The sequence below is a fragment of the Bordetella flabilis genome (assembly GCF_001676725.1).
Classification (GTDB): domain Bacteria; phylum Pseudomonadota; class Gammaproteobacteria; order Burkholderiales; family Burkholderiaceae_B; genus Bordetella_C; species Bordetella_C flabilis.
In genome coordinates this window covers 1,457,603-1,471,364 of sequence record NZ_CP016172.1, presented here as the reverse complement: position 1 = coordinate 1,471,364, position 13,762 = coordinate 1,457,603, and the positions used below count along the sequence as shown (strand labels likewise).

At 62.4% G+C, this 13,762-nt stretch carries 13 protein-coding genes and 1 tRNA gene; 11 read left to right on the top strand and 3 right to left on the bottom strand.

What is annotated here, in order from left to right; translation table 11 throughout:
- Nucleotides 1-5: 5 nt before the first annotated feature.
- From BAU07_RS06395 to BAU07_RS27080, 3 genes are read left to right on the top strand one after another with little or no spacing between them, the layout of a single operon-like run.
- Entirely contained in the window at nt 6-290 is a 285-nt protein-coding gene (locus BAU07_RS06395) for a BrnT family toxin (protein WP_066664950.1), read from the top strand.
- Nucleotides 268-570: a BrnA antitoxin family protein gene (locus BAU07_RS06390; protein ID WP_066655100.1), complete on the top strand. Its 303-nt coding sequence runs from the start codon at nt 268-270 to the stop codon at nt 568-570. Before BAU07_RS06395 ends, BAU07_RS06390 begins: the two co-directional genes overlap by 23 nt.
- Before the next feature lie 45 nt (nt 571-615).
- Nucleotides 616-816, top strand: a complete 201-nt coding sequence (locus tag BAU07_RS27080; protein WP_066655098.1) for a hypothetical protein — start codon at nt 616-618, stop codon at nt 814-816.
- Here the strand turns inward: BAU07_RS27080 and BAU07_RS26680 are convergent.
- Nucleotides 779-1,372: a ribonuclease H family protein gene (locus BAU07_RS26680; RefSeq protein WP_084025424.1), complete on the bottom strand. Its 594-nt coding sequence runs from the start codon at nt 1,370-1,372 to the stop codon at nt 779-781. The two genes, BAU07_RS27080 and BAU07_RS26680, sit on opposite strands and share 38 nt — an antisense overlap.
- A 737-nt stretch (nt 1,373-2,109) precedes the next feature.
- Here BAU07_RS26680 and BAU07_RS06380 point away from each other — a divergent pair.
- From BAU07_RS06380 to BAU07_RS06365, 4 genes are all read left to right on the top strand, one after another.
- On the top strand, nt 2,110-2,559 hold the full coding sequence (locus BAU07_RS06380; RefSeq protein WP_157122043.1) for a hypothetical protein: 450 nt from the start codon (nt 2,110-2,112) through the stop codon (nt 2,557-2,559).
- Between the two features lie 303 nt (nt 2,560-2,862).
- Nucleotides 2,863-3,357: a hypothetical protein gene (locus BAU07_RS06375; protein ID WP_066655094.1), complete on the top strand. Its 495-nt coding sequence runs from the start codon at nt 2,863-2,865 to the stop codon at nt 3,355-3,357.
- Nucleotides 3,354-3,959 carry a hypothetical protein gene (locus BAU07_RS06370; RefSeq protein WP_066655090.1) on the top strand — a complete coding sequence of 202 codons (606 nt, stop codon included), beginning with the start codon at nt 3,354-3,356 and terminating at the stop codon, nt 3,957-3,959. The genes BAU07_RS06375 and BAU07_RS06370 overlap by 4 nt, the downstream gene beginning before the upstream one ends.
- A gap of 774 nt (nt 3,960-4,733) precedes the next feature.
- Entirely contained in the window at nt 4,734-5,801 is a 1,068-nt protein-coding gene (locus BAU07_RS06365) for a tyrosine-type recombinase/integrase (RefSeq protein ID WP_066655088.1), read from the top strand.
- A gap of 25 nt (nt 5,802-5,826) precedes the next feature.
- Here BAU07_RS06365 and BAU07_RS06360 read toward each other — a convergent pair.
- A tRNA-Lys gene (locus BAU07_RS06360) sits at nt 5,827-5,902 on the bottom strand.
- 223 nt (nt 5,903-6,125) lie between these two features.
- On the opposite strand from BAU07_RS06360, the gene BAU07_RS06355 reads away from it, so the two are divergent.
- On the top strand, nt 6,126-7,721 hold the full coding sequence (locus tag BAU07_RS06355; RefSeq protein ID WP_066655086.1) for a sensor domain-containing diguanylate cyclase: 1,596 nt from the start codon (nt 6,126-6,128) through the stop codon (nt 7,719-7,721).
- A gap of 70 nt (nt 7,722-7,791) precedes the next feature.
- Here BAU07_RS06355 and BAU07_RS06350 read toward each other — a convergent pair whose 3' ends face one another.
- Nucleotides 7,792-10,173, bottom strand: a complete 2,382-nt coding sequence (locus tag BAU07_RS06350; protein ID WP_066655084.1) for an AsmA family protein — start codon at nt 10,171-10,173, stop codon at nt 7,792-7,794.
- Between the two features lie 221 nt (nt 10,174-10,394).
- Between BAU07_RS06350 and BAU07_RS06345 the strand changes: the two genes are divergently transcribed.
- The 3 genes from BAU07_RS06345 to BAU07_RS06335 all read left to right on the top strand — a co-directional run bounded on the left by BAU07_RS06345 (nt 10,395) and on the right by BAU07_RS06335 (nt 13,686).
- Nucleotides 10,395-12,344 (top strand): LTA synthase family protein, encoded by a 1,950-nt coding sequence (locus BAU07_RS06345; RefSeq protein WP_066655081.1) that lies wholly within the window; start codon nt 10,395-10,397, stop codon nt 12,342-12,344.
- Between the two features lie 308 nt (nt 12,345-12,652).
- Nucleotides 12,653-13,030: a response regulator gene (locus tag BAU07_RS06340; protein WP_066655079.1), complete on the top strand. Its 378-nt coding sequence runs from the start codon at nt 12,653-12,655 to the stop codon at nt 13,028-13,030.
- The gene (locus tag BAU07_RS06335) at nt 13,030-13,686 is read left to right on the top strand and encodes a hypothetical protein (RefSeq protein ID WP_066655077.1); all 657 of its coding nucleotides are present in this window, start codon (nt 13,030-13,032) and stop codon (nt 13,684-13,686) included. Before BAU07_RS06340 ends, BAU07_RS06335 begins: the two co-directional genes overlap by 1 nt.
- Nucleotides 13,687-13,762: the final 76 nt, after the last annotated feature.

The following is a 13,762-nucleotide window of genomic DNA, read 5'->3' as shown; positions in this document are numbered from 1 at the left end:
GCTCCATGGAACTCGAATTCGACCCGGCCAAAGACGCCCGCAACATCGCCAAACACGGCATCTCTCTGGCTGACGCTATGCTGGTCTACGAGAACCCGGGCAAAGTGACATGGCCGACCAATCGGGCCGACAGTCTGGAAGACCGGTTCATGGACATTGCGATGGTTGAGGTTGCTGGGGTTGTTCTGGTTCTGGTCTATGTAGTTCGCGGCAATGCGGTGCGTGCAATCTCGATGCGCCGCGCCTCGAAAACGGAGCGAAAGCGCTATGAAGAAGCACGGAAAAACTGATTGGGAACGGGTCAAGGCCGAAGCGGCGGCCGATGCGCCCATTGCGCATGACCGCACGACGGACCCGTATGATCCAAACGACGACGCGGCGGTTAACGCCTTTTTCGACAAGACGCCACCAGTGCGCCGACGCGGGCCGCAGAAGGCGCCGACAAAGCGCGTCGTGACCATGCGCCTGTCGCCCGATGTTGTGGACACGTTCCGGGCCACTGGCGACGGCTGGCATTCGCGCATCGACAATGCGCTTAAGGACTGGCTGAAGACGCACACGCCGGCGTGACACGCCATTGCTTAAACCCAGGTACGAATGTACCGGCGGAAACGTATGGGCAGAAAATTTGATAGCGCGCCCGACGCTGACAATCCGGAATGGACGGAAGAAACCTTTGAAAGGGCACTAACGTTCGACCAGTTGCCCGAAAGCCTGCGACGCAAATTGCAGTCCATTGGCGTGCGCAAGAACAGAGGCGTGGCGCAAACGCGCGAGATCAAGTCGTTGAAAGATTGGCTGCAGCGACGTCGCTGATGGTGTGAGATAACGTGTGTGTCGTCCCGTAGGCGCGCGGATCGAGGGCATGACGACCAGTGCGCTCGAATCCTGCCCGCCGTCCTATTGCCGCCAAACGGTCAGCTCGCTCGTTTCCTGGATCGCCGTTATGGCCTCGCACCCATTTGAAATTGGCGAAAACTCGCTGCTTTTGCTCCTCGAGCGCGACCCATAGATCTCGATTTAGCATGGGGGAGCCCTTTTTCATCCAATTCTTTGCTGCCCAGCCTTTTGACCATACCGTCAGCCCTTTCACGCTGTACTGCGAATCGCTATAGATGACTGCCATAGCGCCGGTCGGCAAGCTCTTCAGTGCTTCTAGAATCGCGGTGAGCTCCATTCGGTTATTCGTTGTCTGCGCTTGACCACCATGGCCTGAGGCGCCATCGTCTCGATGCCAGCCCCATCCCCCGATGCCCGGGTTAGGATCGCACCCGCCGTCCGTGTAGATGATGAAAGGCTTCGAGCCAATGTCGCTGCCGATAAGTTCGCTGGACGTATGGCTACGCGCGGATAGGTCTTCTCTGTTGTCCATATCTGTTTTCCTTTCACCATTTCACCCGAGCCCCCCCTACCCCCCGTGACGGAGGATCGGTTGGCTCAGGCTCACCGCCCATTACGGGCGCATCGACTTTCTGCGTGGCCGTTGCGACCCTCCACGCATCCCGAGGTCTCGATGTTCGCCAACCTCCCAGGTCGTAACGGAGTTGCACCGCCGCCGAATCTCGGCTCGCCTGGTACCCGTTTTGTGCGGCCGCTGGGTTACTCCGCGTGTTTTCGCTCTGAAGCCCATACAGGCCCGTGACATTTCCCCGGAGCAAAGGGGCGTTATCGTTACGGCATAGGAACTCCTGCCGCTGACTGGAATGGAGGCAGCGCCGTGTCCGTTGTATGGTGCGGCAACGTTGCCGCACCACCGGATTGAGACGATTCATCGTTAGCCACGGGGGCTGTTTGACTAGCGGCATGGCGCCAGCTTCTTGGTGCCTCTGTGAACTCGTCCAATACGTCGAGTAGCGAGAGCCGAGCGTCTGCAGATGTAAGGCGCTTGATTACTTCCAAGCTGGGACGCTTCCCTCTCCACCTCGTTGCGATCTGCCAGAGGTAGCCTGAATTGAGGCCGGCGGCGTCCGCAAACGCAAGCCTTTCGGCCGGGGTCAATGACTCATAGAGTTGAGAGAGGTTCATGAGCGAAAGCTTAGCAGTCGACTAAGCCATAAGTCAATAGCTGCCTGCTAAGATGTGGTTAGCGAACCGCTACACAGAGGGAATATGAAAACCGCTGCGCAGATCCGCCTACAAAGGCTTCGAATGTTGGTCCAGGAGACGGGATCAATCGCCGCTCTAAATCGGGCGACCGGCAAGCAGGACCGCGATTCCACTTACTCCCAGATCCTTAACGGATCTATCAGCAGTGCTACCGGCCGCCCCAAAGAGATGGGGGCGACGATGGCGCGGAAGATCGAGGAGCACCTAGGGAAGCCGTTAGGCTGGATGGACACTGATCCAGAGGATGCTAGGACGAAATGGCCGTTTATCGACATAGCGCCGAGCAGGTTTTCGGCGCTCCCCGATCGCGTAAAGGGGCGCATTGAAGAGCGCGTGTTAGCCATGATCGAGGAATGGGAGCGTAGTGAAGACACGATGACTGAACTGCAGAAAGCCGTGTCAGAGATGGAGGGAATCGCCGCCAGCGCGCACAGTCGCAAGCGACGCGCTTGATCTACGGATGGACACTCCGCTCCAAAGGTAACCTTGCACCGGATCTATTTGCCACTCGATCCGTGAGGCCTACATCAAACCACGTTCGGCTGCCCCGATATTGCATTCGCTATTGACCAATGCTTAGCTGGTGACTAATATTCCCATCTATGCAGCAGCCCGTTGGTAAGCCACCGATGCTCGCTGCGAACTGATTGATGGGGGTAGCCCCGTCCCATTCCTGGACCAGGGAGCAACATGTCAGAACATCACCAACCATCCACGCAACGCGGAGGCGCGACCAGCGTCCAAAGAGCAGCGCATATGCACGCCAATGCACCGACACCAAACGAAGCCGTACTCTCGCCACAAATTGCCTTAGAGGCCGCCGCAGAAGTCCTGCGCCAAGCCGGCGCTCTTTTCCACACCATACAAGTCGCCTTCGAGGCGGGGAAAGGCGGCGTCATTGATATCCTCACCTTGGCCGACATCGGCGCCGCGCTATGCGGCAATGCTGCTGAACAAACCCAGGAGAGCGCCGACGCTGAGTCGGCATGTCCAGGGTGGAAGCCCGCGCCGCTTGAGCCGACGTCAAAGATGTCCGTGATGGGGGCCTGCCAGATAAAGGGATACGACCGCAGCGGTGTATGCCATTGCGGGTGTGAGGACTTCCCGGACACGTGCGGTAAAGCGGATGCTGTCTATCGCGCAATGCTGAAGCACGCTCCGGAAGCATCGCGGGCCGGCGGCTTTTCAAGCCACGATCGGACAGAATATTGCGCACACGCCCAGCATGCTGGCGATGCGATCGCTGAATGACCCCGATAGACCACGAAACCGCCATAACGCGGCAGCACGCCGCGGCGCAGTGCTGGTGCCACGCGATCACCACGATCAACATGCGCATGGCGCTGTGCCCCACCTGCGGCAAAAAGCGCTGCCCGCACGCGACGGACCGCCTGAACCTGACCACGAGAAGCAACGAGCCAGGCCAGGCGGGTAATTTCCATTCCGAGCCGGCGGCTCAGAGGGACACGGATGCGCCCGCGCAGCAGTTCATCATGTTCCCCACGGGATGCTTGCTTCCGGCTGCGCAGGGCGACGAGGCAACTATCCGGATTTCCCGGACAGTTCAGTTATCCGGAAATTCCGGAGAACTGGCCGACCCAACTATTCGAAATTCTCTAATGGTTGGGCATGGCTACGAGCGGTCGGCGCTGCAACTGATTTCTGATATCGCGTCGGGCAGCAGGACTGTGAATAGCCAGCCACATATCGCCAAGATTGCGCAGGATGCCTTGTCTCGCCCGGGTGGCGGGATATCCGCATCGAGTCGCCCGGAAACCCGCCTGGGTACTGGCTCGGAGGGTGGCGGGATATCTCAGCCGCCCAGGGCGCGGGATGCGGAGCGCGCGCTGTGAGCAGTAGTGTATTCAGCAGGGGGGGAGGTTCGCGTATCGCTGGCGACCTTGGAAGCGATACGCGATGGAGTGCTTCATCAGCACGGGACACCAGCCGGAATGTTCGTCTACGGCGCGCGGCTCGGCGCCGTACAGGTGGATGGCACATGACCGCGCCATCCATCACGATGTCGCCTCATCCGCGCAATAGCCTGAACGGCCAGCCGCCATGCGGCTTGTTTAGTCGCAACAGGGCCGGAGACCATCCTGCTGGACCCGTGGATTCGATCCAGCTGGCGGACGCGTATATATCCGATGTATTGGCCAGTAGAAAGCCGCTTGACCACCGGCTTGATGTCCCGTGGACCCGAATTTGTGACGACATACATGGAAGGCTCCTTTTCGTTGAAGCCGCCACTCTAGGCCGTCGAACCTGGACTAAGCACACCCGCAAGATCCAACGATTGGCCATGTGTGGACCCTACCAGCCCGAGGGGACACAGCCGGTGAGCTCCGGATCACGCTGCGCGGCCCACGGCGGGTATGTGGGCGCAGGCGCGCGGACGGTTCCGCAGGGAGCAGCGTGATGGAGGCCGACGAAATAGCCCTCACCTTGCAGGAAGCTGCCCAGCGGCTGCACCTGTCATACAGCACCGTCTTTGCCCACCGCCGCAAGATCGGCTTCCGCATACCGGGATCCCGCGTTTGGCGGGTTTGGCCGTCCCAACTTGCGATCCTGACCGAAAAACGGTCCAATCTGACCCGGCTACATCTGCGGGTCGGTGGAGAAATTGAATGTCCATCTACCGACGCGATGGCGGTGAAATCTGGTGGGTCAACATCAGCCCGCCAAGCGGCCCGCGAATTAGACAATCTACTGGCACAGCGGATGAAAAAGCCGCGCAGGAATTCCACGACCGATTAAAGGCGCAGCTCTGGCGTCAAGAGAAGTTCGGTGAACGACAGGCCCGCGCATTCGAAGAGGCTGCCGTCCGGTTCCTACGCGCGTGCGAAGGTCAAAGCGACTACGGCACAAAGCTTCGTCATGTCGAATACTGGCTGGGGAAATTCAAGGGCCGCGACGTTCGCTCTTTGACCTACGACGATATTTCGGACAATCTGCCCACGCACAGTGTTCACAAACACAAGCCGGCCGCGGCGCTCAAGGGCGCCACGCTGAACCGCTATGTGTCGACCATCAAGCGCATGCTCAATCTGTGCGCCGAATGGGAGTGGATCGACAAACCACCCCGGTTCCCCGCCTTCATCGAACCTAAGAAGCGTGTGAGGTGGGAACCGCCGGAGGTGATCTATGAACTGGTGCAGGCCCTGCGTCTGCCGTGGATGAAGGATGCCGCCATTGTGGCCGTGGCCACCGGCATGCGCGAAGGGGAGCTTTTCGGCCTGCCGCCGCGCCAGGTCAGGCTGACGCAGCGCACCGCCTGGGTGGCCCACGACGACGCGAAGTCCGGCCGTGGACGTACCGTGCCGCTGAACGATGACGCAATGGAAATTTTGGAACGCCGCATGAAGACGGCAAGCCGGCTGGTCTTCACGCGCGGAGAACGGCTTACGGCACGCATTGCGCAGAACGACAGGCGCGACCTCGAGCGGGCATGCAAGGCGGTCGGCATCGAGGATTTCCACTGGCACGACCTACGCCACACTTGGGCGTCATGGCACGTGCAGCGCGGCACGCCGCTGATGGTCCTAAAGGAGCTGGGCGGCTGGGAAACAATCGAGATGGTGCAGAAGTACGCCCATCTTGCGCCAAGCCACATAGCCGCGCATGCGGAGACTGTCACGTTTCTGGCACAGCAGCGGGGGCAGGCAGAAAAAACGCCGCTGGACAGAGCGGCGTAGGCACTTGATATTGCTAGAGGAATTCTGGTGGGCTGTGAGTGGCTCGAACACTCGACCTACGGATTAAGAGTCCGCTGCTCTACCAACTGAGCTAACAGCCCGCTGTGCTACTGGCATCCCGGCAAAACCTGCCCGCCGGAGCCCGTGGCAACCGAGAGGCGAGATTGTACATGGATTTCCAAAACGATCAAATCCGGCCCCGCTCGGCAGCCGCATACCACTTTGGCAGTCATCCCTCCCTCGGCCTTTTGGAGGGGACGGAGTTATTATGCGCAACAATCCAGCCTAGAGCAGCGAACCGTGCGGCCCGTCGCGCGACCCTCCATGTTCCGAATCGACCTGCGCCGCCTCATCCTGTGGCTCTGCCTGGCCTCCGTCATGTTGGCGCTGGGCAACAGCTTCTACGCGAGCTACCAGGTTCAGCGCGATTTGCTGTTGAGCAACACCCTGCAAGGCAACCGCGCCTACGCGGCCAAGCTGGCGACCACCACGGAAAATTTCATCCGTACTGTCCAGCAGGAGCTTGCCTACAGCGCGTCCATGCTCTCCGACATGGCGACTCATCCACAGAAGGCGGGCGAGGAAACGCGTCGCCTGCTGCGCCAGAACGACCACTTCAATTCCGTCCTCATCGTCGATGCCGAAGGCCGCGTCACCGCGGTGGACCCGCCCGTCCCGGGCCTGCTGGGCGTGCGCCTCGAAAGCGAAGCGGCGCGCCTCGCGCTTCAGAGCCACCGGCCATCCATAAGCGAGCCCTATTTCGGACTGACAGGACGCTGGGTGATCCTGAATTCACATCCCATTTTCGATCCGGATGGTCGCTATGCGGGCTTCATCGCCGGGACTCTGTACCTGCACCAGGAAAACGCCTTGCACGACCTGCTCGGCGAGCATTACTACCGGGACGGCTCCTATCTATATGTGGTCGATCGGACCGGCAAGCTGATCTACCATCCCGACACCAGGCGTATAGGTCAATTGGCGGACCAGAATCCCGTTGTCCAGGCCACCATGCATGGCGAGAGCGGGGAACGGCGAGTAATCAATACGCAAGGAGTGGACATGCTGGCCGGCTATGCCGTCGTCAAGTCGACCGGATGGGGCCTGATCGCGCAGCGCCCTGTCGCCGGCACGCTGAAACGCATGGACGACCTGCTGTGGTTGACCGTGCGCAACACCCTGCCCTTGCTTGCCGTCCTGCTGATCTGCATAGGCTGGTTGTCCAAACTCATTGCCACGCCGCTCTGGCAACTGGCCAGCGCCGCCAAGCAGATGGACGACATGGATGCCTCCGACCGCATCCGTGGGGTGAGGTCGTGGTACTTCGAAGCCGCCCAACTCAAGCGCGCACTGCTGACAGGATTGGGCAGCATCAATCACAAAATACGCAATCTGCGTCGGGAGTCGACAACCGACGCGCTGACCGCCCTCCTCAACCGCCGGGGACTTGCCAAGGCGGTCGAGGAATTCGCCTCCAGCGGAATAGCGTTCGCCGTGGCCGTCATCGACATCGATAACTTCAAGTCCATCAATGACCACCACGGACACGATATCGGCGACGGCGTCATACGTGCGCTGGCGTCGATCATGCGGCACGGCTCCCGCAGCAACGATGTCCTGGCCCGGGCGGGTGGGGAAGAATTCACCATGCTGTTGCCCGCCACATCCCTGGAGGACGCGGTCCGCGCCGCCGAGCGCTTGCGCGTCAGCATGGAAACGACGCCCAACCCGACTGGCGGCGTCGTGACCATATCCCTTGGCGTGGCGCGTTATCCCGATCACGGCACCGACATCGATACCGTCCTGAAAGAGGCCGACAAGGCGCTGTACCAGGCCAAGAAAAACGGCCGCAACCTCACCTGTGTGGCCGATACGGGCGTCCCGAACGGTTATAGAGTCGTTGACCGCGCGGTGGGCTAGGCTCGGTCGAACGCGGTCCCTGCCTCGTTGTGCGGGCGAACCGGAACGTGCCGCATTGCGGAAACGGATGCTAGCGCTTGGAGCCCGGCGCGGCGGGTTTGGCGGGGGCTGCCTTGGATTTCCCGGGCGCCTTGGGCGGCTGCTGGATCTCCTGCAGCATCGTCGCGCACTGGTTCGCCGAGCTGTTGTTGCTCGGCACGATCAAGGCAAGCAGGCCCGCGGCCGGAGTCAGCACCGCCCCCAGGACCACCATGCCGGCTCCCCGCGCGGCCAATGGCCCGACCTTGACGCCCGCCTTCGGATCCTTGAGGGTCCCGGCCACATACAGCGGCGACCGCAGGGAGATAATGCGCAGTCCCTTGCTGTGGGGCGTAATGTCCAGGTCCATCTTCTCCGATTTGAAGTCGACCGAACCGCTGATATTCACCAGCGCGTTCTCGGTATCGAAGACGAAGAGACCCGGCGTGGCCAGCCCGTCCTTCAGATTCACGTCGGCGGCCGCGCAATTGATGGGCACTTCCTCGTCGCCGAAGAGTTTGGCGACGACATAGTTCCCCACATTCAGGCCAGCAAGCTCCATCAGGCTGCTGCTGATCACGCCATCGTTGATCAACAGCTTGGTTTCTCCCGTGGCCGTCCCCAGCAGCGCCGCCACGGAATTCCCGGTACCGCTCAGAGCCGCGTCGCCATTCAATTCGCCCAGGCTGCGCTTCATGCCTTCGAGCTTGGGAAATAGCTGCTGCAGCTTCAAACCGCGCGCCGATATCTTGGCACGCCCCTGCATCGGTGTTCGGGCGCCGTCCAGGCGGATGTCGGCATCGAGCCTTCCGCCGGCCATGCCGAAGCGCAGCGGCGCCAGGGACAGGACGCCGGCCTGGAGGACCACATGGGTCTGCAGATCCGTCAGCGGCAATTCGGCGGTCTGCACGATGCGCTTGGCCTTCAACGTCACGTCCGCGTCCATGTCTTTCCAGCGCTCGGTGCGGAATTCCTGGACAGGCAAGGCCTTGCCTGGCGGCTGGTCGGCCGGTGTGCTTGGGGTTTCGGCCGTCGGTTTGCCGGCCGCGCGTTCTACTTGCGCCACCTTGGCGCTGTCCGATGGCCGCTTCTTCCCGCCCGTCTCACCGGTGTCGGCGCCTACCAGCGGACCGAGGTCCGCGAAGCGCAGCAGATTGGAGGTGAAGTTGCCCTGCAATTTGGGCCGCGGCTTGCTGGCGGTATAGGTCAGGCTGCCATGGATATCGCTGTCGCCGACCTTGCCGTTGAAGCTCCGATACTCGTACACCGCGCCCTCCGCGGCTTGCAGCCGGGCCACCAACCTGCCGTCGGTGCTATAGGGCGGCGTATCGGGCAGCGCAACCCCGATAAGGGGATAGAGGTCGGCCATGCTGGCGCCAGCCAGGGTCAGCCGCAGATCCAGCGCCCCCAGGTTCATCGGATTGGTCAGCGTTCCGGCGACCGACGCCTTGGTCTGGCCCACCGCCAGCTTGACCTCCAGGGGGAAGGGATTGTTCGCGTCCTGCAGGGCCAGCATGCCACCCACCTTGCCTTCGCCGGCCACCTTCAGCCCCTTGTATTTGCCTTCGGCGCGCCAGCCGAAGACGTAGGCGGGCGTACCATTCCGGGCCGCACCATTTCCCGGCGTACCACTCCCTTGAGGCGCCTGACTTGCCGCACCCGCTTGGCCGGTCTGCCCGTCCCGAGGGGCCTGGCCATCCTGCCGGGTATTGCCATCCCGGGGGGGCTGGCCGTCCTGTCTGGCCTGGCCATCCTGCGGCGTCTCACCATCCCGTCCGCCTTGCCGCGCCGGTGGCGGCCCCTCGCCCGGCCCAGCGTCGCCAGCCTGCTTCGGCGCCAGCGCAGCTCCCGCAAGATTGGCAATCGATATGGGCTTGCCCAAGGGGTCGATCACGACCTGCACATCAGCCTGGCGGGTTTCATCCAGGTAGCCGACACGCCCCTTGTCGAAGCCGATTTCGTTTACGTCCAACACCCAGGCCGACGGTTCGCCCGTGTCGTCGCGGGTGAACTCCCAATTGGCCTTGCCATCGGCGCGGCGTTCGAGGTCGACCGATGGTTCGCCCAACTGGATTTGCCGCAGCACCACGCGATGGGACAGCAGCGGCAGCAAGGCAATGCGGAACTGGACCTGCTTCAGCGTCGCGAAATTGGGCGCGCGGCCCCAGTCGGTATTCCCGATGGAAATATCGTGCGCAGTCACATGCGCCCATGGTATCCACGCGCGCCAGCCCTGCTCGCCCTCGGGACGCCGCCAGTCCACCTGCAGGTCGCCGTTGATGGCGAAGGGACGCCCCAGCGCATCGGACGCCTTGCTGTCGATAAAGGGCTTGAAGCGGTTCCAATCCATGGTCGCCAACAGGACGACGGCCACCGCGAGGACTAAAATCACCCCTATGCCAATACCCGCGAGAATCTTGTACTTGCGCGCCATGCTTGCCTTTTCCTTTGAGAGGCATGCCAGAGCTTGCCCAACCTGGGCCGCAGGGGGCGCATTTTTCGTGCCGAGGTGGCCGCGGAACGTCCTCGTTACGCATTAACATTGCGCCCGGGACAGCAGGTCCCCTTCATAACCCTTGCGCCGGTGGATCCGATCGCCATCGGCCATTCTGAACGGGGCAGCGCGGCCGCCGGCCGTCCTGCCCGGGAGAGCCCATGCGGCAGTTGTCTCTGGTTTTCATCATCGCGGCCATGCTAATGCTGACCGCGAGCCGTCTCGCCCTGGCCACCTGGCAGCACGACCGCGTGCGCAACGCCGGAGGCCTGTGGCCCATCGTTCGCGGCGGTTGGCGTATTGACGCCCACGAGGTCGCCGTACTGGCCATTGCGCCGGCGGTTTTTTCCCCCTGGCTGGGTCATATCCCGCTGGCAGCGAGCATCACCTCGGTCTGGTTCCAATGTGCCTGGCTGTTATTGGTCTTCATGGAAGTCGCCACGCCGCCTTTTATCCTGGAATACGACGCCCGCCCCAATCGCCTTTTCGTTGAGTACCTGAAGCACCCGCGGGAAGTCTCGGGGATGTTGTGGCGTGGATTCAAGGCGCCGGTCGTGGGTGGATTCGTCGTTGTGGCGCTGGCCGCCTGGGCGGGGCACGGCCTTTTCGGCACGCCCGTCCCCGACGTACCGCTCACCTGGTGGCAAATGCCGCTGCTCAGCCTGGTAGCGCTGGCGGTCGGCATACTGGCCATACGCGGCACCCTGGCGCATCGTCCCATCAACCCGTCGACGGTCGCCTATTGCGCGGACGGCATGCTGAACATGCTGCCGCTGAACTCCCTGTACAGCGTCCTTTACGCTGTCTACAGCATGAAAAACGAGAAGTCGGCTTCGGCGGTTTACGGCAATATGCCGGAAGAGGAAATGCATGCGCAGGTATTGACGGCCGCCGGACTGACGCAGCCGCCCGCCGACCCACGCTACCCCAGCATGCATCTGCAGGTGCCGGAACGTCCGCGCGCCCGACCCCTGAACCTCGTCATCATTCTCGAAGAAAGCCTGGGCGCCCAATATGTCGCCAACCTGGGCGGCCAGGCCCTGACGCCATGCCTGGATGCGCTGTCGGAGCAGGGATGGAATTTCACCCGCGCCTACGCGACCGGCACCCGGTCCGTTCGGGGCCTGGAAGCGGTCGTCACGGGCTTCATGCCGACGCCCGCCCAGGCGGTGGTCAAGCTACCGGACGCGCAACGGGGCTTCTTCACCCTGGCCGACCTGCTGGGCCGGCATGGCTATCACTCCCGCTTCATCTACGGCGGCGAGGCGCATTTCGACAATATGAAGGGCTTCTTCCTGGGCAATGGTTTCGACCATATCGTCGATCGCGGGGAATTCGTCGATCCGCAGTTCATCGGCACATGGGGCGCCTCCGACGAGGATATGTTCAACCAGTTGCATCGGCTGCTGAGCGCCGATGCAGACCAGCCCACCTTCACCCTGGCCTTCACCGTCTCCAACCACACCCCTTGGGAATATCCGAGCGGCCGCATTGTCCCGGACGGCAATCCCGCGACCGTCGAGAATACCGTCCGCTACGCCGATTGGGCGCTGGGCCGATTCTTCGACCAGGCGCGCCAGTCTCCCTACTGGGACAACACCGTCTTCCTGATCGCCGCGGACCATGATTCACGCGTGTCCGGCGCCAGCCTGGTGCCGGTTCGTCATTTCCATATTCCGTCGGTCATTCTGGGCGCGGACATAGCGGCCCGCCGCGACGACCGTATCATCAGCCAGGTCGACCTGGCGCCCACGCTCCTTTCATTGATGGGCCTGGAAACTCGCCACCCGATGCTAGGCCGCGACCTGACCCGGCCGGCTGTGGAAAACGATCCGGGCCGCGCCATCATGCAGTACGGCGACAACTACGGCTATCTGAAGGGCGACCGTCTGCTGGTCCTGGGCCCGCAGAAAGCGCCCGTCCAATACCGCTACGGGCGGCCGGAAACCTACGAGCCCATGCCGGTGGAGCCGCCATTGGCCCGTGAAGCGCTCGCCCATGCCCTTTGGCCGAGTTGGGCGTACCGCGAGGGCCGGTACGCGCTGCCACCGCTGCATGGCGCGGCAGGCCGGGCGGCATCGGCGATCCGGTCCGGCCTGGAAGGCGTATAGCGGTCGAGGCGCCGCGGTCGCGGCCGGCTTGCGCCGTTCCGGCCGCGGGTCGGCGCGGCGTGCCGGAATCCCCTCCCAACGTGCCAAACCTTACTGTCGCGAAACAAGGCGAAACTTTTGTAACGACGCCTGGCGGGCGCGCCTGTGATTTCTGTTAATCGTGTCACACTACGGCCAGCAGAGCCCCCCAGGGCCGCATCGTCCGGACCTGTTTTTCGATAGAGTGATCTCCCCGCGTGTCGGCAGGGGTAAACGGCCGCAACGCCACCATCCCGCCAAGCCGCCAGTCCCCAGGAGAATGTGCCAGCATGACCGACAAAAGCCTACAGATCCTGATTGTGGACGACAACGAAATGGCGTCGGAACTGCTCTCGGAATTCGTCGAGCTGCTCGGCCATGGCGCCAAGACCACGGCCAACGGCGCCGATGCCATTGCCACATGCGCCGAGTACCGGCCGGACATCGTCATCACCGATATCGTTCTGCCCGACTTCGATGGCTATGAATTGGCGTCTCAACTCCGGGCAACTCTCGGGCGCGAGGTACGCATCATTGCCCTGAGCGGCCTGCCCCGCAACGGCGAACGGGCCGAGGCGGCCGCCTTCGATGTATGGCTGGAAAAACCCCTGGACCTGTCCGTCCTGGAACGCATGCTCGACGACCAGACCGGAGGCAAAACAGCATAATGCCGACCACCGCACTCGATCTACAAGCGATACAGGGGATCCAGTTCAAGGTGCTGGCGCACGTCTTTCCGGTCCTGCGGCACGATGCGCTGAAACCCCTGTCCAACGCCAAGCTGACCATTGTCCTGCTCGAAAAAGCGATCAGCAAAGGAACGATCGCGGCCACCGATCCGCCGCCGTTCGTCGGCGATCTGGACACCATGCTGGACGACAGCGTGGCGGCGATTCGTTTGCTGAACAACTGGTTCCAGGATGACAGCCCGCCCGTGGCGATCGATACCGTCGTTCAGGAATGCCGGCGCCTGGCCTTCTCGCAGCTATTGCTCACCGCGAAGAAAGTCCACATCGACGATTTCATCGAGGCGCCGGTCATGCCGCACCGCGCCGCCCGCTATGTCGTGATGACGTGGCTGATCCAGGCCATACACGATCTTCCGCCACGTGGCGCGCTGCACATCCAGCAGGAAGGTCCACGCGGATTGGTCGCGCATATCCTGCCCGCGCCGCCCGACGCGACCGGCCGGATCCTGCAGCCCGAGACCACGCCGCCCGTTTCGGAAAGCGATGTACAGGCTATCGCGCAGTTTTATGGATGGTCGATAGAAAAACGAAATGCCGGATGGATGCTCAACCTGCCACCCAACGGGAACGTGTGAAGCCGGGACGCGCCAACGCGCCCATGAAGCAGATCGTTAAACTGGTGTAGGTGCGCCCGCGCATCCCCTCTCGACA

Excerpts from the sequence above, each read along its gene's own strand:
- BAU07_RS06395 (WP_066664950.1), top strand. The coding sequence starts at position 6 with ATGGAACTCGAATTCGACCCGGCCAAAGACGCCCGCAACATCGCCAAA.
- BAU07_RS06390 (WP_066655100.1), top strand. The coding sequence starts at position 268 with ATGAAGAAGCACGGAAAAACTGATTGGGAACGGGTCAAGGCCGAAGCG.
- BAU07_RS27080 (WP_066655098.1), top strand. The coding sequence starts at position 616 with ATGGGCAGAAAATTTGATAGCGCGCCCGACGCTGACAATCCGGAATGG.
- BAU07_RS26680 (WP_084025424.1), bottom strand. The coding sequence starts at position 1,372 with ATGGACAACAGAGAAGACCTATCCGCGCGTAGCCATACGTCCAGCGAA.
- BAU07_RS06380 (WP_157122043.1), top strand. The coding sequence starts at position 2,110 with ATGAAAACCGCTGCGCAGATCCGCCTACAAAGGCTTCGAATGTTGGTC.
- BAU07_RS06375 (WP_066655094.1), top strand. The coding sequence starts at position 2,863 with ATGCACGCCAATGCACCGACACCAAACGAAGCCGTACTCTCGCCACAA.
- BAU07_RS06370 (WP_066655090.1), top strand. The coding sequence starts at position 3,354 with ATGACCCCGATAGACCACGAAACCGCCATAACGCGGCAGCACGCCGCG.
- BAU07_RS06365 (WP_066655088.1), top strand. The coding sequence starts at position 4,734 with ATGTCCATCTACCGACGCGATGGCGGTGAAATCTGGTGGGTCAACATC.
- BAU07_RS06355 (WP_066655086.1), top strand. The coding sequence starts at position 6,126 with ATGTTCCGAATCGACCTGCGCCGCCTCATCCTGTGGCTCTGCCTGGCC.
- BAU07_RS06350 (WP_066655084.1), bottom strand. The coding sequence starts at position 10,173 with ATGGCGCGCAAGTACAAGATTCTCGCGGGTATTGGCATAGGGGTGATT.
- BAU07_RS06345 (WP_066655081.1), top strand. The coding sequence starts at position 10,395 with ATGCGGCAGTTGTCTCTGGTTTTCATCATCGCGGCCATGCTAATGCTG.
- BAU07_RS06340 (WP_066655079.1), top strand. The coding sequence starts at position 12,653 with ATGACCGACAAAAGCCTACAGATCCTGATTGTGGACGACAACGAAATG.
- BAU07_RS06335 (WP_066655077.1), top strand. The coding sequence starts at position 13,030 with ATGCCGACCACCGCACTCGATCTACAAGCGATACAGGGGATCCAGTTC.